Here is a 20,819-nt window from a genome sequence, read left to right on the forward strand (position 1 = left end):
ATTGCAAAAGCTGAAACTACACGGCTTCAATAATCTGACGAAGAGCCTGAGTTTTTGTATTTACGATATTTGCTACGCTAACAGCGAAGCCGAACGTGATGGCTACATCGCCTATATTGATGAGCAATATAATGCGAATCGCCTCACCGAAATCCTGACTGAAACCTGCTCTATCATTGGTGCCAACGTGCTGAACATCGCGCGTCAGGATTATGAACCGCAGGGTGCCAGCGTCACGATTCTGGTCAGCGAAGAGCCGATCAACCCGCAGGATATCGACAAATCTGAGCATCCGGGTCCGCTCCCCAATTCGGTGGTGGCGCATCTGGATAAGAGCCATATTTGCGTGCACACCTATCCAGAAAGCCATCCTGAGGGGGGATTGTGCACCTTCCGCGCCGATATCGAAGTCTCCACCTGTGGCGTGATTTCGCCGCTTAAGGCACTGAATTATCTGATTCACCAACTGGAATCTGACATCGTTACCATTGATTATCGTGTGCGTGGTTTTACCCGCGATGTGAATGGCCTAAAGCACTTTATCGATCACGAGATCAATTCGATTCAGAACTTTATGTCCGAGGATATGAAGTCGATGTACGACATGGTGGATGTGAACGTCTATCAGGAAAATATCTTTCACACCAAGATGTTACTGAAGGAGTTTGACCTGAAATATTACCTGTTTAATACCAAGCCTGAAGAGCTCAGCCCGCAGGAGCACAAGCGCATCACCAATCTGCTGTGGAAAGAGATGCGTGAAATCTATTACGGCCGCAATATTCCGGCGACGGGATTGAAGCTATCGTAGTGGGTGGCGATTAACGCCCGATGCACACCCTGCGCAAGCAAGTGTCGTTGCAGGACTAGCACTGGGTTATATCTCTTGCTGAAGGGTCGCCATTGATGGCGACCTTGTTGCATCAGGCTGTCAGCTGCAAACCAATGCCACGCTCACGCAAAGCGCGACAAACTGCGTCGTCGAGACGCGCATCCGTCACCACATCGGTCAAACTATCAATCGGCGCGGCGCAGTAGAGCGACCAGGAACCGTACTTACTGCTGTCAGCCAGCAGGATGCGGCGGCGTGCATTCGCCAGCAGATCCATCTTCAGACCGGCTTTATCTTCCGTCGGCGTGGTAATACCGCGTTCGATACTCCACGAGTTACAGCTGACAAAGGCGATATCCGGATTGATGCCGCGCAGCAGGCGTCGGCCATGCTCACCAATACAAGACTGGCTGGAGTCATCAATACGGCCACCAATAATGGTGGTTTCAATCTGCTTGAATTCAGACAGGAACAGCGCGATATGCAGGTCGGCGGTGATGACTCGCAGTTGCAGATGCGTGAGCTGGCGCGCCAGTTCCAGCATGGTGGTGCCAGCATCCAGCACGACGGAGTCACCCGACTGCACATAGCTGGCGGCAAACTGCGCGATGGCCTGCTTCTCTGCCAGATTACGCTGCATTTTTTCCAGCGTGGTCGGCTGCGCAGGAATAAAACGATTGAGCGTCACTCCGCCATGGCTGCGGCTAATGACGCCTTCCTTGTCGAGCTTGATCAGATCGCGGCGGATCGTCGCCGGTGAAGCCGAGATCGCACTCACCAGCTGTTCTACAGTGACCAGATTATGACTTTTCAGATAGTCCATAATCTGGTCGAGACGGCTTTGTCCCTTCATATTTCCCTATGCTAGCTGCATCGCGAGTTTAATGGAGATCGCCATGCTCGCAGAGTTCGCTTTACCTGTCCAGGCGATATCAAACGCCGTACCGTGGTCCGCGGAAGTACGGATAAACGGCAGGCCAGCGGTGATATTGACGCCATCATAAAAGCCTAACAATTTCAGAGGGATGTGCCCCTGGTCGTGATACATCGCCACCACCATATCGTACTGACCTTGCTGACACTGCAGGAACACCGTATCCGGCGGGCACGGGCCATAAACATCGATACCCTGCTCTTTCATCACTTTGATCGCCGGTGCCACGGTGGTGATCTCTTCGTCACCAAACAGGCCATTTTCGCCCGCATGCGGATTCACCCCGGCTACGGCAATGCGCGGCTTGTCGAAACCGACGCGGCGCAGGAAGGTATCCGCCATGCCGATCACCGTCTGGATACGATCGCCATTCAGGGTGTCGAGGAACTTACGCAGCGCGATATGCGTCGTGACGTGGATCACCTTCAAATGATCGGTGTACAGCACCATGGCGTAGTTTTTCGTGTTGGTCAGTTGCGCCAGCAGTTCGGTGTGTCCCGGATAAATGTGCCCTGCTGAGTGCAGTGCTTCTTTATTGAGTGGAGCTGTCGCGATCGCGTGCACTTCACCGGCCAGTGCCAGTTCGGTGGCGCGTTTCACACAGCGCCAGGCCAAATCACCGGCTTCTTTCTGCACCACGCCTGGTTTTAACGCTTCAGGATTGGCCAGCGGTTCATCGATAACGTTGATGATGCCCGGTGCGAAATGCGCGTCTTTGACGTTATCCAGCACGCGTAGTTCTGCCTGCGGCGTAATGTTCAATCCCATCACCCGACGCAGCGTGCTGGCACAGCCGACCACCACCGCCGGGATCCCCGCCAGGTCGCCTTCCGCTAACGCTTTAATGATAATCTCCGGGCTGATGCCCGCCGGATCGCCCATGGTCACCGCAATAATTTTATTCACTCGACTTCTCCTCAATGAAACGGATGGCTTCTACCAGGGTGTTTTCGTCACCAAAGCCACCCGCTTTGGTCATCACCGGCAGGTGTAATTCGCTATTTAGCAGAACCCCGTGCGGCACACAGCCCGCCACCAGGCCCTGAATCTGAAAACCACTGGCGCCGAGCGCCTGTGCGACGGCAATCGCCACGTCGCCGCCCGAAAGATACAACCCGGCAGGCAAGGCCTGGCGGCAAACGTTCTGGGTCAATTGGGCGAGGAAGTGGCAGATGCGTTCTCCCAGCTCCTGACGTGACACCTGATGTTGCTGACACAGCTGTTCAATCTCATGGCGTTGCTCTGCATGCTGTGTGGTGCGCACCACGCAGTGTGTGCCGTCGCGTAGGGCCTGTTGCATCGCCTGCTGCCACTCGACAGCCTGCGGCCACGCGGGCTGAGCAAACAGCTGACGGATATCAATATCGATAATGCGAATGTCACGTTGGGTCGCAAGGTGGGCGATTTGCTGCTGTGCGATGGCGCTCATGGAACCCACCACTGCCAGCACCGGCCTGGCCGGACGCGCCGCCAGATATTCGCCCAGGGCATCACCCAATCCGGAAGCGCCGGCCAGCAGAGGCCGTGTGGATAAACTCGCCGCCGCCGCCACGATCAGCGCAATGTCAGCATCCTGTTCGGCATCCAGCACCACCAGGCCCTGCTTACTGGCGAGCACTTGTGCCAGCTTGCCACTGCGCACCGTCGCCAAATCCAGGGTTTCACCGGCCAGATCACTCTGCATATGCAGGCGGGTTAACACATGGCTACTGGTCACCGGGGTTTTCGGGTCGCTGGCAAATTCGGTGTCCGTCAGACGCTGCATATTGATCCATACTTCACCTTCACGCGTGGTGCGGCCCAGTTTCGGCACTGCGGGTACCACCAGCGCTAAGGTTTTTCCGCTGGCGTGTAACGCCGCTTCTATCTCTGCGCCCGGATTGCCACGTAGCGTGGAATCAATCTTTTTGAACAGCCAGCCATCCTGGGCAATCGCCTGATGCTGCTGCAATGCTAGCGTTGTACGATGCGCGGCTTCTGACGCGCTGACTGCACGGCTGTCGGTGCTGATGACCAGCACATCGGCGCTGTTAGCATCGTGTGGCGTGCGGCTATCAAACAACACATGCACCTTTGCACCCGCACGTGCCAACCCGCTACCAGCGTCATTGGCACCGGTAAAATCATCCGCAATCACTAAGACGGGTGTTTTCCATGGCTGTGAAGTCATTCTCTTTCCTCTGCCGGCAGCTCGCCGTGTTGAGATTGATTATATTCAATCACGATTGATTATATGTGAGCAAGATCAAATTATTTGAAATCAATTTGTCCTATAAATTTAGGCAATGTAGTGACAGAACCCGCACTGAATGAGCAAAGTTAATCATTTAGTACGAAAAAAACGCGATAAGGGTATGAAATGAATATCAACAGCACCGTGATCAGTGGCTTTCAGGCGCTTAATGACCTCAGCTATTTGCTGCAGGGTAAAGAAAAAGCCCTTCTGGTAACCGATAAAAATATCGAAGGCATTCCAGCGGTTCAGTCGCTGATCGCGCAGCTGAAGCAGCAGATCAGCAGTTTGAGCATTGTGAACAACGTGCCACCCGAGCCGAGCCAGCACGATGTCGCTGCCATTGTGGCCGCGTTACCCTCAACCGACATTGATCTGGTAATTGGCGTGGGCGGTGGCAGCGTGTTGGATGTCGCCAAACTGCTGTCCATTCTGTGCGTTGACGGTGCGCCGACACTGGATGCCCTGCTCGCCGGTGAGAAACCCCTGACCCGCACCACGTCACTGTTGATCCCGACGACTGCCGGTACGGGCTCCGAAGCCACGCCGAACGCGATCCTGGCGATCCCAGAGAAAGAGACCAAAGTCGGCATCATCACTCCGATTATGCTGCCCGATTATGTCGCACTGGTGCCCGAACTGACCACCAGCATGCCGCCGCATATCGCCTCTTCGACGGGTATTGATGCACTGTGTCATCTGATCGAGTGCTTTACCGCCACCGTGTCCAATCCGGTGAGTGATAACTATGCGCTGATCGGCATGAAAAAGCTGTTTGCCAGCCTTGAGACCACGATTGCTGAACCAGGCAACCTCGAAGCGCGCCTCAACATGCTGTGGGCCTCTTATTACGGTGGCGCATCGATTGCCCACGCAGGCACCCATCTGGTGCATGCGATGTCCTATCCGCTGGGCGGCAAATATCACCTGCCGCACGGTGTGGCGAACGCCATTTTGCTGGCACCGTGCATGCGCTTTGTGCGCCCCGCTGCCGTGAGCAAATTCGCGCAGGCCTACGATCTGCTGCCGGACGCCGATGCCTCACTGGATGAAGAGGCGAAATCACACGCGCTGGTGGAGTATTTCGCCGCGCTGGTGAAACGTCTCAAACTGCCTGCCAGCCTCGAAGAACTGGGCATCGGCCCGGATCATCTGCCGTATCTGGTTGAAGCCGCGCTCGACGTGCAGCGCCTGATGAAGAATGTACCGATGAAAGTGAGCGCCGATGACGTACGAAACGTCTACCTGACACTCTTTCCGGCTTTGAATCACTAAGGATTAATGAGGGCATCATGAGCAAGAAAATTCAGGGCGTATTAACCGCCATCGTCACCACCTTTGACAGTGAAGGTGCATTTAATCCCGCGGCTCAGCGCCTGCAGGTACAACGTCAGCTTAGCGCCGGCAACGGCATCTTCTGCGGCGGCACCAACGGTGAGTTCTTTGTGCTCAACGAGCAGGAGAAATTAGCGGTCACTGAAACCTGCGTGGACGAAGTGAACGGCGCGGCGCCAGTGGTTGCACACATCGGTGAAATCTCCACCCGTGAAACCATCCGTCTCGGCAAGCAAGTCGCCAAACTGGGCGTGGATGCGGTTTCAGTGATCACCCCGTATTTCGTGCCGCTGAAGCAGGAAGAGTTGATTGCGCACTACCGCGCGGTAGCGGATGCAATTGAAGTGCCGCTGTATCTGTACAACATCCCTGCGCGCACCGGCAACACTTTGCAGCCGGAAACCGTGCGTGCGTTGGCTTCGCATCCCAACATCATCGGCATTAAAGACAGCGCGGGCAGCTATGAAAGTCTGAGCGGTTTCCTTAAGGCTGCGGAAGGCATGGAGAACTTCAACGTGCTGACCGGTCCAGATTCGCTGATCCATCGTGGTTTTGTAGAAGGCTGCACCGCCTGTATTTCGGGTCTCGCCAACGTGGCACCGAAAGAGATCAACGCCATTTGGGCACGTTTCCACGCGGGTGATATTGAAGGCTCGCGTCAGGCGCAGGAAAACATTACTGGCCTGCGTACCGATCTCTACAGCGTCGGTTTCCCGCCCGCTACCGTGAAGAAAGCCGTTTCACTGTTGGGTTCAGATGTGGGTAACAGCCGCTATGCGGTGAGCTTCTCTGCCGAAGAAGAGCAGAAGATCCGCCAGATCGTGAATCAGTATCTGCAGTAAAGACCGATTGGGCAGCCTTTGCTGCCCGCTCCAACACCAGGATTGGGAAACGCTATGAAAGTTATCTGTACTTCACCGTCTTTCGCCAAATACGACGCTGCACCTATCAACACCCTGCAACAGCATGGTTTTGAGCTGATCACGCTGCCCGCCGATGCACCGCTCAGCGCGCTGGAACCGCATCTGGCCGAGACCGTGGCGATGATCGTTGCCTTCACCGATGTGAACGAAGCACTGCTGGCGCAAGCGCCTCAGCTGAAGATCGTGTGTAAGCATGGCGTCGGTGTCGACAACATCAATCTGGATGCCACCCGCGCACGCGGCATTTACGTCACCAATGTGCCAGATGCCAACAAACATGCCGTGGCCGATTTCGCCTTTGCCCTGATCCTCAACAGCGCGCGTCAGATCACGCAGGCCGCCATTGAAACCCGTGCCGGCAACTGGCCGCGCATCTTTGCCACCGATGTGTATGGCAAAACGCTGGGTATTATCGGCCTCGGGAATATCGGCAAACAGGTCGCGCTGCGTGCCAAAGGCTTCAATATGCGCGTGATTGCGTTCGATTTTTATCCGGATGAAAAATTTGCTGCCGAACATGGCATCGAATTCGTCAGCCTTGATCATCTGACCGAAAGCAGCGATTTCATCACCTTGCACAAGCCGCTCACCGATAAAACCCAGAATCTGTTCGATGCTGCCCGCATCAAGCGCATGAAGAAGAGCGCTTTCCTGATCAATGCCTCTCGCGGTGGCATCGTCAACGAACAAGATTTGTATCAGGCGCTGCTGGATAACGTCATCGCCGGTGCCGCTGCCGATGTCTTCGAGCAGGAACCGCTGGCGGAACATCCGCTGTTCACGCTCAGCAACTTTATCCCCACTTCGCATATCGCGGGTTACACCGACGGCGCCATCAGCGCGATTGGTGAACGCTGCGTCGCGCAGATTGTGCAGTGCATTAAACAGGGCGAGCGCCCGACAAATGTTATGAACGGGCTGGATTAATTTTCTCAAAACCCTACTTAATCCAAATTTTAATCCCCAGTCATGAATGCTGTAGCCAGTGATAAGGTCATTTACCCCCAGACGAGTGGGGTAAATGATTGCCGTCAACGCCGCTATCGCACGAAAGACGCCGGGAAGGTGAAAAATATTATGAACAACACCTCTCGCTCTACCCGCATTCGCTGGTGGATTGCTGGCCTGATGTGGCTGGCAATCGCCATTAACTATATTGACCGTACCGTACTCTCTGCGGCTGCCCCGCATTTGATCAAAGAGCTCGACATCAATCCCGAGATGATGGGCTTTATCATGGCAGCGTTTTTCTGGTCTTATGCGCTGTTGCAGATCCCGGCGGGCTGGTTCGCCGATCGCTTCGGTCAGAAAAAAGGTCTCGGTATTGCGGTGGCCTGGTGGTCAATTGCTACCATGGCTATGGGGCTGGCAACCGGCTTTAAATCACTGCTGGCGCTGCGTTTAGCGCTCGGCGTCGGTGAAGCCGCCGCGTACCCCAGCAACGCGGGTATCACCGCACGCTGGTTCCCGGATCGCGAACGTGCCACGGTGTCAGGCCTGTTCGACAGCGCATCGAAATTTGGCGGTGCCGTTGCCATGCCGCTGATCGTGTTTATGATCGCCATGTTCGACTGGCGCATCACCTTCCTGGTGATCGGTTCACTCGGTGTGTTCTGGGTCATTGCCTGGTACTTCATTTATTCGGAAAACCCGGAAGATCACAAAGCGATCAGCCAGGAAGAAGTGCGCTTTATCCGTGATGGTCAGGCGCAGAAACACGGCGACAAAAGCGTCCGTCCGATGAAGTGGTACAAGTTGCTGCGCTACCGCAATATCTGGGCAATGTGCATTGGCTTCTTCACCATCAACTACACCTCATACTTCTTTATCACCTGGCTGCCGACCTACCTGGTGAAAGATAAAGGCATGGATTTCCTCAAAATGGGGATGGTCGCTGCACTGCCGTTGATTTGCGGCATGGTGATTGAAGTGCTGGCGGGTTGGGCATCGGATCGCATGGTGCACAACAAGGTGCTGTCGCTGACCGCTACGCGCAAGCTGTTCCTGACGATTGGTCTGCTGATGGCACTGTGCATCGGTTTTGCCCCTTTCACTGACTCGGTATTTATGACCGTGCTGCTGCTGTGTATCGCTAAATCGGGTACCACCGTTGCGGCTTCTCAGGTCTGGGCGCTACCAGGCGATGTGGCACCACAGAACAGCGTCTCCATTGTGGCGGGCCTGCAAAATACCGTTTCGAACATGGGCGGTGCCGTGGGTCCCATCATTACCGGCGCTATCGTCGGGGCGACAGGCCACTTCACCTGGGCGCTGGTGTTCTCTGCTGTATTAGTGGTTATCGGTATTGTTAACTACCTGTTCCTGATGGGTAAAGTTGAACCTATCGTGGATGAGGAACAGGCGCATCATCCACACTCCGTGGTAAGCGGCGCGTAAGTGCCAAACTCGCCGCATCGTCCTGATGCGGCGTTTCCCCTACAGAAAATAAAAAACAATTGGAGGCGACATGTCGCTGAATTCCAATGGATCACCTGCTGCAATTCAGGCAAGTAAAGCGAAAGGGAAATTTCGTTTCGTCATTCTCACGGTGCTGTCAGTTGGCATCGCCATCAACTACATCGATCGCGCCGCCATGAGTGTCGCCATGCCGTTTATGAGCCAGGAGTTGCACTTCTCGCCCACAGACAGCGGCTTATTGCTCTCGGCGTTTTTCTGGAGCTATGTACTGTTCCAGCTGCCCGGCGGCTGGCTGGTCGATAAACTCGGTCCACGCATCACTTTTGCCGTCAGCAGCCTTGGCTGGGGTTTAGCCACCGCCGCCTGTGGCCTGGCCAGTTCTATTGCCGCACTGGTGGGCTTCCGCTTTGTGCTCGGCGCGGTAGAAGCCCCCAGTTATCCCGCCAGTTCTTCAACGGTAACACGCTGGTTCCCACGTCAGGAGCGCAGCTTCGCGGCGGCCACTTTCAACAACGGCAGTAAAATCGGCGGCACGCTGGCGATTCCGATTATCTCCTTCCTGATTGCGTTGGTCGGCTGGCGTATGACTTTCGTCATCTCCGGCGTGGTGGCGGTAGTGTGGGCGCTGGCGTGGTATTTGTGGTATCGCGATCCGCGCGATCACAAAACGGTGACGCGTGAGGAAGTGGAGTTCATTGAGGCCAATCAGGATCCACAAACCGGCGATCCAATGAGCGTGCGCCAGTTGTTGGGCCAACGTGCCGTACAGGCGATGATGGCCGGCTTCTTCTGCATTAACTTCGTTTCTTACTTCTTCTTTACCTGGTTCCCAACTTATCTGGTGGAAACCTTTCACTTGTCACTGATGAAATTCGGCCTGCTCGGCATGCTGCCTGGACTAGCGGCGATTGTGGGCGGCTGGTGTGGCGGGTTGCTGTCCGATTCACTGGTGCGTCGCGGTTACTCGCTGAGCGTGGCGCGCAAGATCCCGCTGGTCGGCGGCATGCTCGGTAGCGCTACCATCGGTCTCGCGGCGTTCTCCCCCACTGTTGGCCTGGCGCTGGCAGCACTCTGCTTTGCCAACTTCGCCGCCACCTTTGCGTCTGCCGCGCTGTGGGCGCTGCCGTCAGATGTCGCGCCAAACCGCGCTAACGTTGCCACCATCGGCGGTATCCAGAACATGGCGGCCAATCTGGCCGGGATTATTTCGCCTATCCTGATCGGGGTGATCATGCAATACACGCACTCCTTTGTGATCCCACTGGAGATCGCCGGGGTGATCGGTGTTGTGGGGGCGCTGATTTACGCCTTCTGGCTGCCGCGTGTGCAGCCGATGGGCACCGAATCTGCCGCAGCACTGGAAGGCAACTTAAGGAGAGAAGTATGAATGCTCGCTGGAAGCAACGCCCGGCACAGGCGACCTGGGGAGATTTTGGTCCCGACGATCAGCTCGGTCGATTGAATCTTTTAACCGCGCAAAAGGTGCTGGAAGGCGTAGCCGAGGTGAAAACCGGGCAAACTTTCTGCCTGAGTTTACCGCTCGATCTACCGGGCGGCACGGCGATGAATCCGCGTCGGCCGCCGCCTCAGCTCAATGCGACACGCCGTGGCGAACATGCCAATATGACCTATCCGCTGTCGCGTGATAACCCGCTGCTCACCGATGTGATCTGTGATGATACCGTGACGCTGGCGCTGCAATATTCGACGCAGTGGGACAGTCTGGCGCACATGGGGCAATGGTTTGACGTCAACGGCAACGGCGAACCGGAGATGGTGTTTTACAACGGCTACAAAGCCAATGTGGATATCGTTGGGGAAACTGATTATCGCGGCGGTTGCGGCTGCGATCACGGCAGCCATTTGGGCGCAAAGAAACTCGGCATCGAAAATGTGGCGCAGCACGGCATGCAAGGCCGCGCCGTGATGATTGATATTAAACGTCACTTCGGCACTGAACGGTTTGCCTTTGGCTATCAGCATCTGCAGCAGATCCTCCAGGCAGATGGCATCGAGGTGCGCCAGGGCGACATGGTGTGTTTCCGCACCGGCATGGATGAAGCGATTCTGGCGATGCAGGGCGAGCCGGATATGACGTTTTTGAACAGCCACTTTGCGGGTCTGGATGGCAGTGATGAGCAGCTACGCAACTGGATCGTCGAGAGCGGCGTAGTGGCGCTGATTGCCGATAATCCGGCGGTGGAAATTTTACCGGCACGCCCAATGAACGATGATTTTTATCCGTCCCATCCACTGCATGATCTATGTCTGTTCAGATTGGGGGTGTATCTCGGCGAGCTGATGTTACTCAGTCCGCTGGCGGATTGGCTGGCGCAGCACCAGCGCCATGCGTTTCTGCTCACCGCCCCACCGTTGCGTTTACCGGGCGCGGTGGGATCGCCCGCCACCCCGGTGGCGACGGTTTAGGTTGTGTGCAGAGTTGTGGCAGATCGCTCCAAATAAAGCGATGATCAATCCAACAGGACAGAGAAGCCTCGCCCGAAGAGCAAAGCGTTCGCCACATGGATGTGGCGGTCGATCAGCATGGATGCGTGATTCCTTTGCGATCGGGCGGGGATTTTCTGGACCGAGCACCAAGCCCGGCAGCAAAAAAACAGCAACACAATTTACCAAGTGCGCATAAATGCGCACCCGACGAAAACAATGCCAGGCTTGGCGTCACAGACTTTGACCACGACATGTACGTGTATCCAACTTACTTACCGGCGAGAAACTGCCGATAAGCCGCAATCACCGCCAGAAAATCTTCCACGCCGCAAAACGACAGGCTCTCTTCGTCGTAATAGGTCATGCCCTCTTCCATGCCATCATCTTCCAGCGCCAGCTGGTTGGCACGGATCATCACCTCTTCTTCATCCAGCCAGATGGTGTACTCATGTCCGACACGCTGCCACTGATTGATGGTGCCCTTCACTTCCCGCGCTGCCGCTTCCACTTCATCCAGCAGGGCCAGATTATCGCTGACCTCTTCATTGAACCAGTGCCCCACCGCTTCGTGGTCCATCGACATACGTACTTTGACCTGCCCGGTCAAATCACGCAGAAATTCATACTCCATGGGTTTGCCTCGTGTAGCTAATGGCGCGACGTGCAGCACCGGTTAGGTGCATTTTGTGCGTAGCGCGCTGAATAAAGTGGGATCGCGCTCGCATTATGCCAGGTGATGCCTGAGGAAAAAAGTGCATAAAAAAGGGGACGATTCGCATCGTCCCCTCTTCATCCTTCGCGCCGATTAAACAGCGGTCTGGAAGATCACGCCGTCAGCTTTCTCGGTGTACTGACCCAGTTGGTCAAAGTTGAGATAGCGGTAAGTATCTGCCGCCGTCTTATCAACCTGAACCATAAACTGCTGATACTCATCTGGCGTTGGCAATTTACCCAGCAGGGATGCTACTGCAGCCAATTCAGCCGAAGCCAGGAACACGTTCGCGCCGGTACCCAGACGGTTCGGGAAGTTACGGGTTGACGTGGAAACCACTGTCGCACCGTCTTTCACACGCGCCTGGTTACCCATGCAGAGTGAACAGCCTGGGATCTCGATACGCGCACCGCTCTTACCGAAGACGCTGTAGTAGCCCTCTTCCGTCAGCTGTGCGGCATCCATCTTGGTTGGTGGCGCAACCCACAGACGGGTTGGCAGCTGGCCTTTGTGCGCATCCAGCAGTTTACCGGCTGCACGGAAGTGACCGATGTTGGTCATGCAAGAGCCGATGAACACTTCATCGATCTTCTCGCCCTGCACATCAGACAACCAGCGTGCATCATCTGGATCGTTTGGCGCACACAGGATTGGCTCTTTGATTTCGGCGAGATCGATATCGATCACTGCCGCATACTCTGCATCCGCATCGCCTTCCAGCAGTTGCGGATCCGCCAGCCATTTCTGCATGCCTTCAACGCGGCGCTCCAGCGTACGACGATCGCCGTAACCTTCGGAGATCATCCACTTCAGCAGCACGATGTTTGAGTTCAGATACTCAATGATCGGCTCTTTATCCAGCTTGATGGTACAGCCCGCCGCAGAACGCTCAGCCGATGCATCCGTCAGCTCAAATGCCTGCTCAACTTTCAGTTTCGGCAGACCTTCGATTTCCAGCACGCGACCAGAGAAGATGTTTTTCTTCCCTTTCTTCTCAACGGTCAGCAGACCCGCTTTGATGGCGTACAGTGGGATGGCGTGAACCAGATCGCGCAGGGTGATGCCCGGCTGCATTTCGCCTTTGAAGCGCACCAGTACTGACTCAGGCATATCCAGTGGCATTACGCCGGTCGCAGCAGCAAATGCCACCAGACCAGAACCTGCCGGGAAGGAGATACCGATTGGAAAACGGGTGTGCGAATCGCCGCCGGTACCCACGGTATCTGGCAGCAGCATACGGTTCAGCCAGCTGTGGATAACGCCATCGCCAGGACGCAGTGAGACACCACCACGGTTCATGATGAAGTCTGGCAGGGTGTGGTGCGTGGTCACGTCAACCGGCTTAGGATAGGCTGCGGTATGACAGAATGACTGCATCACCAAATCGGATGAGAAGCCGAGGCACGCCAGGTCTTTCAGTTCATCACGGGTCATTGGACCGGTGGTGTCCTGAGAACCTACAGAGGTCATTTTAGGTTCACAGTAGGCACCCGGACGGATACCTTCAACGCCACAGGCACGGCCAACCATTTTCTGCGCCAGTGAGTAACCACGGGTGCTGGCAGCCACATCTTTCGCCTGCACAAACACATCGCTGTGCGGCAGACCGAGAGATTCGCGTGCTTTGGTGGTCAGGCCACGGCCGATGATCAGTGGGATACGACCACCGGCACGCACTTCATCCAGCAGCACTTCGGTTTTCAGCTCGAAGGTCGCCAGCAGTTCGTCGGTTTCGTGATTGCGCACTTCGCCTTTGTAAGGGTAAACGTCGATGACGTCGCCCATTTCCAGACGGTCAACGTCGACTTCAATTGGCAGCGCGCCCGCATCTTCCATGGTGTTGAAGAAGATAGGAGCAATTTTACCACCGAGGCACAGGCCGCCACCTTTCTTGTTAGGCACGTAAGGGATGTCATCCCCCATGAACCACAATACTGAGTTAGTGGCAGACTTACGGGAAGAACCTGTACCCACAACATCACCGACGTAGGTCAGTGGGAAGCCTTTTTTCTGCAGTGCTTCGATCTGTTTGATCGGCCCAATGTTACCGGCATCGTCGGGTTCGATACCATCACGTGGGTTTTTCAACATCGCCAGTGCGTGCAGTGGAATATCCGGGCGTGACCATGCATCCGGTGCCGGAGAGAGGTCATCGGTGTTGGTTTCGCCGGTCACTTTAAACACGGTGGTGGTGATTTTTTCAGCCAGCTTAGGACGCTTCAGAAACCACTCTGCATCGGCCCAGGACTGGATAATTTTTTTCGCGTGGGGGTTACCCGCTTTCGCTTTCTCTTCGACATCGTAGAAGTTATCGAACATCAGCAGCGTGTGGGACAGGGCTTCAGCGGCAATCGGAGCCAGTGCTTCATCGTCAAGCGCTTCGATCAGGGCATGGATGTTGTAGCCACCCTGCATGGTGCCCAGCAGTTCAACTGCCTTTTCGCGAGTAACCAGAGGAGAGAGGGCTTCGCCCTTCGTGACAGCTGCCAGGAAACCAGCTTTTACATAAGCCGCTTCATCAACACCTGGGGGTACACGGTTGACCAATAGATCGGTCAGGAATTCTTCTTCACCCGCTGGCGGGTTTTTCAGCAGTTCAACCAGCGCGGCCATTTGGGAAGCATCTAACGGCTTAGGTACGATTCCCTGGGCAGCACGCTCGGCAACGTGCTTACGGTATTCTTCTAGCACGACGTTCTCCTCGCTCTCATTGTATAGCTTTCCGGTACACCCCTTGAGCTGTCAAACAGTAGGGTGAGGTGCCCGGTTCCGCGTCGGCCAGCATAGCAGCATTTCGGCTGATTGTTAATCTGTTTACAAAAAAGCAACATCCGTGCGTTATTTAGCAGATTTATCTGGAGATTGAGCGCGATCACACAAAAAAGCAGGCCACCTGAGCCTGCTTTTTTGTGTTTTAAGAGCTAGAAATTAGCGATCGACCAGGGTGAACTCGCTTTCGTTGTAGCGCTCACCTTGAATGTTTTCTGGATTGAACAGCGTATCCAGGGCCTGAATATCTGCCGAATGAATGGTGAGAGCAGCCGCAGCACAGTTTTGTTCCAGATTGGCAATTTTACTGGCACCAGGGATCGGCACAATATCCTCACCTTTCGCCAGCACCCATGCCAGCGCCAGTTGTGCTGCCGTCGCATCATAACCTGCAGCCATCCCTGAGAGCTGATTCACTAACTTCTGGTTATGCGCCTGTGCGTCCTGCTGGAAACGCGGCAGGGAGCGACGAAAATCATCGTCCGCCAGCGTGGCCGCCGCCGGGAATTTGCCGGTGAGGAAACCTCGGCCTAACGGACTGTAAGGGACAAATCCGATATTCAGCTCACGGCAGGTCGCAAGAAGCTCTTGCTCTGGATCGCGCGTCCACAGCGAGTATTCACTCTGCAGGGCGGAGATCGGATGCACCGCCTGCGCGCGGCGTAAAGTGGTGGATGAGACTTCGGATAAGCCGAGATACTTCACCTTCCCTTCACGCACCAGATCCGCCATCACGCCTACCACATCCTCTATCGGCACGGCCGGATCAAGACGATGCTGATACAGCAATTCAATGGTTTCGACACCGAGTCGCTGGAGTGAACCTTCCACGGCGCGGCGGATATGCGCCGGTTCGCTATTGGCACCGGTAATACGCTCCCAGCCCTCACCATGATCGGTGATGCGGAAACCAAACTTGGTGGCGACCTTGATATCACTGCGGCCTTTGATCGCTTTAGCCAGCAACGTTTCATTGGTGAAGGGACCATAAACTTCAGCGGTATCGAGGAAATTGACACCGAGATCAAACGCGCGTGCCAGCGTATTCAACGCCTGCTTCTCATCATTCTGACCATAGGCAAAGCTCATGCCCATGCAGCCTAATCCTAACGCTGAAACCTGTAATCCCTGACTGCCTAATTGGCGCTGTTGCATTGATTTATCCTCTTCGCTTACGGTGTTAATGTTATAAACCTCAGCAATCGCAGCAACAATTGTGCGATTTTCGTTGATTTAGTGAATGGAACTCAGCAATGAACAACTACCGTGCATCAATGCAGGAATTGGAGATGTTTGCCGCTATCGCGCAGCATCTGAGTTTTCGCAAAGCCGCTGAGGAGCGTAACGTGACGCCCTCCAGCCTGAGCCACGCCATGCGCAATTTTGAAGCGCGTTTAGGAGTACGGCTGTTACATCGCACCACGCGCAAGGTGGCACTGACCGAAGCCGGCGAGCGATTTTTGCTGCGCATCCAGCCTGCATTGGCCGATCTTTCACAAGCGGTGGATGAACTGAATGACTGGCGTAGCGATCCTCGTGGTGTGTTGCGCATCAGCATGCCGCGTTCCGCGGAGGCGCTGTTTTTTCAGTCCCTGATACTGCCGTTTGTGCAACGCTACCCGGAGATTACGCTAGAGATCGACAGCAATGACGCACTGGTCGATATCGTTGAGAGCGGTTTTGATGCGGGCGTGCGCTATGGCGATGTGCTGGCGCAGGATATGATCGCCGTGCCCTTTGGCAAGCCGATGCGGGCACTGGCGGTGGCCAGCCCGGCTTTTCTTGCGCAACATGGCGTACCGCAGTTCCCGGCAGAGCTATTGCAGTTTCCCTGCATTGAAAGACGCTTTCCCAGCGGACGTCGTTATCGTTGGGAATTTTGGCAGGATGGGCGCAAACAGGAAGTGGCGGTAAAAGGCTCACTGGTGCTGGATAATAACGAGCGCATTCTGCAAGCGGCTCGCGCCGGATTAGGTATCGCCTTTTTGCATCAGGATGCCGTCCACACGGCTTTAGCCAAAGGGGAATTAGTTGAAATACTGGCTAATTATACCCAGGTTGAGGAAGGATTCTGGCTCTATTATCCCAGCAGGAAATACCTTTCCGCACCGCTCAGGCATTTTATTGACTGGATTAAAAATATTGAAAATAAATTAAGGTAACACCTAACACCTTTAACTAAAGGCGAATAATAAAACCGATAAATTTAATTGAAATTAAAGATAATTTAAACGTGAAATAAAAAGGAAATCGCGTAGACTGCCTGCGGGCGCTTGAGGCAATCTGCCTCAAGCATTATCAATTGAGGTGGGTTGTGGAAGGAGAAACTCATGCGGTCAATTTTCATCAACCGCACGAGCAGGCAACTACCCGAAACACCTAAGCAATGTTAGGGTAGTTGCTTGCTCGTGCTAATGCAAGGAGTAAGTGATTATGAAGTTATCATTCAGCAAGCTGATTATCGGCGGGCTCATGTTATTAGTGTTGTGCCTGGTGAATCGTAATACACTTTGTGAGTTACGATTTAAGATATTCGCTGCTGAATTATCTGCGGTAATGGCTTACGAAGTTAAGCAGTAAAACTTCAATAGCAGGGGTTCGCCCCTGCTATTTCCGGCAGGGCTTATGCGTTAGCTCCAGCGCCTTATTTATCGTTTTAATTAAATAGAAACCGTAATAAAAAACGGCTCCATTAAGGAGCCGTTTTTTATTTAGCACGAAAAATTATTTCTTTTTCGCTTTCGGGTTTGGCAGGTCAGTGATGCTACCTTCAAACACTTCAGCCGCCAGACCCACTGACTCATGCAAGGTTGGGTGAGCATGAATGGTCAGTGCGATGTCTTCTGCGTCACAGCCCATCTCGATCGCCAGACCGATTTCACCCAGCAGCTCGCCGCCGTTGGTACCGACAATCGCACCACCAATGACACGGTGAGTCTCTTTGTCGAAGATCAGCTTCGTCATGCCGTCTGCGCAGTCAGAAGCGATTGCACGACCAGAAGCGGCCCACGGGAAGGTGGAAACTTCGTAGCTGATGCCTTTCTCTTTGGCTTCTTTCTCGGTCAGACCAACCCAGGCAACTTCTGGCTCGGTATAGGCAATAGAAGGGATCACTTTCGGGTCGAAGTAGTGCTTCAGACCAGAAATCACTTCTGCCGCCACATGGCCTTCATGCACACCTTTGTGCGCCAGCATTGGCTGACCGACGATATCGCCGATAGCGAAGATGTGCGGCACGTTGGTACGCAGTTGCTTATCGACGCGGATGAAACCACGGTCGTCCACTTCCACGCCCGCTTTGCCCGCATCCAGACCTTTGCCATTTGGCACACGGCCGATTGCTACCAGCACTGCGTCATAACGCTGTGCTTCAGCCGGGGCTTTTTTACCTTCCATTGATACGTAGATACCATCGTCTTTCGCTTCAACAGCGGTCACTTTGGTTTCCAGCATCAGGTTGAATTTCTTGCTGATACGTTTGGTGAAGACTTTCACCACGTCTTTATCAGCAGCAGGGATAACCTGGTCGAACATCTCAACCACGTCGATCTCTGAACCCAGCGCGTTATACACGGTGGCCATTTCCAGACCGATGATGCCGCCGCCCATAACCAGCAAACGCTTAGGCACTTCTTTCAGTTCCAGCGCGTCTGTAGAGTCCCACACGCGTGGATCGTTGTGTGGAATGAAAGGCAGTTCGATTGGGCGAGAGCCGGCAGCGATGATCGCGTTATCGAAGTTGATGGTGGTTGCGCCACCCTCACCTTCCACCACCAGGGTGTTCGCGCCGGTAAATTTACCCAGACCGGTAACCACTTTCACTTTACGGCCTTTCGCCATACCGGCCAGACCGCCAGTCAGTTGAGTGATGACCTTCTCTTTCCAGGTACGAATCTTGTTGATGTCAGTTTGCGGCTGGCCAAACACGATGCCGTGCTCTTCCAGTGCTTTGGCTTCTTCGATCACTTTCGCAACATGAAGCAGCGCTTTTGACGGGATACAGCCCACGTTCAGACAAACACCACCGAGGGTGCTGTAACGCTCAACGATTACGGTTTCCAGACCTAAATCAGCGCAACGGAAGGCTGCAGAGTAACCTGCAGGACCTGCCCCAAGTACCACGACTTGAGTTTTAATCTCTGTACTCATCATGACCTCTTATTAGATTGCCGGCGGCCAGACGTAGAGCCTATCCCAGGCTCTGCATGCCCTAAATCCACCGGGACATTTCACCGCAAGAGTTTACAGAATTGTTAATAAACTGCCAACCGCGGCAACTCCGAATGCTTACAACAAGGCCGGCATTTGCCGGCCTTGGTTAACTTCACATCACCAGACGGCGAATGTCGGACAGTGTGTTGTTGATGATGGTGATAAAGCGCGCACCATCAGCACCGTCGATCACGCGGTGGTCGAAGGAGAGTGAGATTGGCATCATCAGACGCGGCTCAAACTCTTTACCGTTCCACACCGGCTCCATCGCAGACTTAGACACACCGAGGATCGCCACTTCTGGCGCATTCACGATAGGTGCGAAGTGCGTGGTGCCCAGGCCACCAAGGCTGGAGATGGTGAAGCAACCGCCCTGCATATCGCCAGCGGTCAGCTTGCCATCACGCGCTTTCTTAGAAATCGCCATCAGCTCACGCGACAGTTCAGTGATGCCTTTCTTGTTCACATCTTTGAACACTGGAACCACCAGACCATTTGGCGTATCGACCGCCACACCGATGTTGATGTATTTCTTCAGCGTCAGTCGTTGTGCATCTTCAGACAGTGAACTGTTGAAACGCGGCATCTGTTCCAGCGCAGCGGCAACGGCTTTCATGATGAACACCACAGGGGTGAACTTCACATCCAGCTTACGTTTTTCCGCTTCGGCGTTTTGCTGCTTACGGAACGCTTCCAGATCGGTGATATCGGTTTTATCGAAGTGCGTAACGTGTGGGATAACCACCCAGTTACGGCTCAGGTTAGCGCCCGAGATTTTCTGGATGCGACCCAGTTCCACTTCTTCGACTTCACCAAACTTGCTGAAGTCCACTTTCGGCCAAGGCAGCAGACCCGGCAGGCTTCCGCCGCTCGCTGCAGCAGCCGGAGCAGCTTCCGCACGTTTCACCGCATCTTTCACGTAAGACTGCACGTCTTCTTTCAGGATGCGACCTTTGCGTCCAGTGCCTTTGACTTTCGCCAGATTGACACCGAACTCGCGCGCCAGGCGACGGATCACCGGGGTCGCGTGAACGTAAGCGTCGTTCTCAGCAAACTCACCTTTCGCATCAGCTTTTGCTGCTGGTGCAGCGGCAGGTTTCGCTGCCGCCGGCGCTGGAGCCGCTTCCTGTTTCGCCGCAGGTGCCGCAGCAGCAGGCGCAGCGCCTTCTACTTCGAACACCATGATCAGTGAACCGGTGCTGACTTTATCGCCGGTAGACACTTTCAGCTCTTTCACGGTACCGGCGAATGGCGCTGGCACTTCCATTGACGCTTTGTCGCCTTCAACCACAATCAGTGACTGCTCAGCGGTGACTTTGTCGCCCACTTTGACCAGCACTTCGGTGACTTCAACTTCATCGCCGCCAATGTCTGGCACGTTGACGTCTTTCGAACCACCCGCAGCAGCCGGGGCCGCAGCGGGAGCCGCTTCCTGCTTCGCGGCTGGGGCCGCAGCCGGTGCAGCACCTTCGGCTTCGAAGATCATGATCAGCGAGCCGGTATTCACTTTATCGCCAGTAGCGATTTTGATCTCTTTCACCACGCCCGCGAACGGTGCTGGCACTTCCATTGAAGCCTTATCGCCTTCAACGGTAAGCAGAGATTGTTCAGCTTCAACTTTATCGCCGACTTTCACCAGAATCTCGGTGACTTCAACTTCATCACCGCCGATATCAGGCACGTTCACTTCTTTACTTACTGCCGCAGCAGCAGGCGCCGGAGCGGCTTCGGCTTTTTTCTCTTCTGCTGCAGGGGCAGCGGCCGCGCCTTCAGCGTCGAAGATCATGATCAGTGAACCGGTATTCACTTTGTCACCGGTCGCGATCTTGATCTCTTTGACGACGCCCGCTTGTGGCGAAGGCACTTCCATTGAGGCTTTATCGCCTTCCACGGTGATCAGCGACTGTTCAGCTTCAACTTTGTCGCCCACCTTCACCAGGATTTCGGTGACTTCAACTTCGTCTGACCCGATATCCGGTACGTTAATTTCGATAGCCATTACT

General features: G+C 54.7%; 17 protein-coding genes. 9 read left to right on the forward strand and 8 right to left on the reverse strand.

Annotated elements, in window-relative coordinates:
- Window position 1 precedes the first annotated feature (1 nt).
- Complete coding sequence (gene speD, locus IAE30_RS05745) at window positions 2–811, forward strand: adenosylmethionine decarboxylase (RefSeq protein WP_045816815.1); 810 nt, start codon at window positions 2–4, stop codon at window positions 809–811.
- A gap of 112 nt (window positions 812–923) precedes the next feature.
- Here speD and IAE30_RS05750 read toward each other — a convergent pair whose 3' ends face one another.
- Genes IAE30_RS05750 through IAE30_RS05760 form a run of 3 tightly spaced genes read right to left on the reverse strand, consistent with a single transcriptional unit; the run spans window position 924 to window position 3,936 of the window.
- Entirely contained in the window at window positions 924–1,685 is a 762-nt protein-coding gene (locus IAE30_RS05750; RefSeq protein WP_038649008.1) for a DeoR/GlpR family DNA-binding transcription regulator, read from the reverse strand.
- Window positions 1,686–1,691: 6 nt separating this feature from the next.
- Entirely contained in the window at window positions 1,692–2,672 is a 981-nt protein-coding gene (locus IAE30_RS05755) for a D-threonate 4-phosphate dehydrogenase (RefSeq protein WP_034829583.1), read from the reverse strand.
- Window positions 2,665–3,936, reverse strand: a complete 1,272-nt coding sequence (locus tag IAE30_RS05760) for a four-carbon acid sugar kinase family protein (RefSeq protein WP_200678475.1) — start codon at window positions 3,934–3,936, stop codon at window positions 2,665–2,667. The genes IAE30_RS05755 and IAE30_RS05760 overlap by 8 nt, the downstream gene beginning before the upstream one ends.
- A gap of 189 nt (window positions 3,937–4,125) precedes the next feature.
- Between IAE30_RS05760 and IAE30_RS05765 the strand changes: the two genes are divergently transcribed.
- The 6 genes from IAE30_RS05765 to IAE30_RS05790 all read left to right on the forward strand — a co-directional run bounded on the left by IAE30_RS05765 (window position 4,126) and on the right by IAE30_RS05790 (window position 11,102).
- Entirely contained in the window at window positions 4,126–5,274 is a 1,149-nt protein-coding gene (locus IAE30_RS05765) for an iron-containing alcohol dehydrogenase (protein ID WP_200678477.1), read from the forward strand.
- Between the two features lie 17 nt (window positions 5,275–5,291).
- A complete protein-coding gene (locus IAE30_RS05770; protein WP_045816812.1) occupies window positions 5,292–6,176 on the forward strand; it encodes a dihydrodipicolinate synthase family protein in 885 nt (294 codons plus the stop codon).
- Between the two features lie 54 nt (window positions 6,177–6,230).
- Window positions 6,231–7,184, forward strand: a complete 954-nt coding sequence (locus IAE30_RS05775) for a phosphoglycerate dehydrogenase (protein ID WP_200678479.1) — start codon at window positions 6,231–6,233, stop codon at window positions 7,182–7,184.
- A gap of 150 nt (window positions 7,185–7,334) precedes the next feature.
- Complete coding sequence (locus IAE30_RS05780) at window positions 7,335–8,654, forward strand: MFS transporter (protein ID WP_038649020.1); 1,320 nt, start codon at window positions 7,335–7,337, stop codon at window positions 8,652–8,654.
- 70 nt (window positions 8,655–8,724) lie between these two features.
- Window positions 8,725–10,062, forward strand: a complete 1,338-nt coding sequence (locus tag IAE30_RS05785) for an MFS transporter (RefSeq protein ID WP_200678481.1) — start codon at window positions 8,725–8,727, stop codon at window positions 10,060–10,062.
- Complete coding sequence (locus IAE30_RS05790; protein ID WP_045832767.1) at window positions 10,059–11,102, forward strand: cyclase family protein; 1,044 nt, start codon at window positions 10,059–10,061, stop codon at window positions 11,100–11,102. The genes IAE30_RS05785 and IAE30_RS05790 overlap by 4 nt, the downstream gene beginning before the upstream one ends.
- Window positions 11,103–11,391: 289 nt before the next feature.
- Here the strand turns inward: IAE30_RS05790 and yacL are convergent, their stop codons facing one another.
- From yacL to IAE30_RS05805, 3 genes are all read right to left on the reverse strand, one after another.
- The gene (yacL, locus tag IAE30_RS05795; protein WP_038649027.1) at window positions 11,392–11,754 is read right to left on the reverse strand and encodes a protein YacL; all 363 of its coding nucleotides are present in this window, start codon (window positions 11,752–11,754) and stop codon (window positions 11,392–11,394) included.
- A 174-nt stretch (window positions 11,755–11,928) separates the two neighbouring features.
- Window positions 11,929–14,526 (reverse strand): bifunctional aconitate hydratase 2/2-methylisocitrate dehydratase, encoded by a 2,598-nt coding sequence (gene acnB, locus IAE30_RS05800; RefSeq protein ID WP_200678483.1) that lies wholly within the window; start codon window positions 14,524–14,526, stop codon window positions 11,929–11,931.
- A gap of 237 nt (window positions 14,527–14,763) precedes the next feature.
- The gene (locus IAE30_RS05805; RefSeq protein ID WP_200678485.1) at window positions 14,764–15,759 is read right to left on the reverse strand and encodes an aldo/keto reductase; all 996 of its coding nucleotides are present in this window, start codon (window positions 15,757–15,759) and stop codon (window positions 14,764–14,766) included.
- Window positions 15,760–15,857: 98 nt separating this feature from the next.
- Here IAE30_RS05805 and IAE30_RS05810 point away from each other — a divergent pair, with 98 nt between their 5' ends.
- Window positions 15,858–16,766 carry a LysR family transcriptional regulator gene (locus IAE30_RS05810; RefSeq protein WP_200678487.1) on the forward strand — a complete coding sequence of 303 codons (909 nt, stop codon included), beginning with the start codon at window positions 15,858–15,860 and terminating at the stop codon, window positions 16,764–16,766.
- Between the two features lie 271 nt (window positions 16,767–17,037).
- A complete protein-coding gene (locus IAE30_RS30405) occupies window positions 17,038–17,184 on the forward strand; it encodes a Hok/Gef family protein (protein WP_139810742.1) in 147 nt (48 codons plus the stop codon).
- Between the two features lie 144 nt (window positions 17,185–17,328).
- Here the strand turns inward: IAE30_RS30405 and lpdA are convergent, their stop codons facing one another.
- A complete protein-coding gene (gene lpdA / locus IAE30_RS05820) occupies window positions 17,329–18,753 on the reverse strand; it encodes a dihydrolipoyl dehydrogenase (protein ID WP_038650261.1) in 1,425 nt (474 codons plus the stop codon).
- A gap of 175 nt (window positions 18,754–18,928) precedes the next feature.
- Window positions 18,929–20,815 carry a pyruvate dehydrogenase complex dihydrolipoyllysine-residue acetyltransferase gene (gene aceF / locus IAE30_RS05825; protein WP_200678488.1) on the reverse strand — a complete coding sequence of 629 codons (1,887 nt, stop codon included), beginning with the start codon at window positions 20,813–20,815 and terminating at the stop codon, window positions 18,929–18,931.
- Window positions 20,816–20,819: the final 4 nt, after the last annotated feature.

The sequence above is a fragment of the Pantoea sp. S61 genome, assembly GCF_016625145.1.
Classification (GTDB): domain Bacteria; phylum Pseudomonadota; class Gammaproteobacteria; order Enterobacterales; family Enterobacteriaceae; genus Pantoea; species Pantoea rwandensis_B.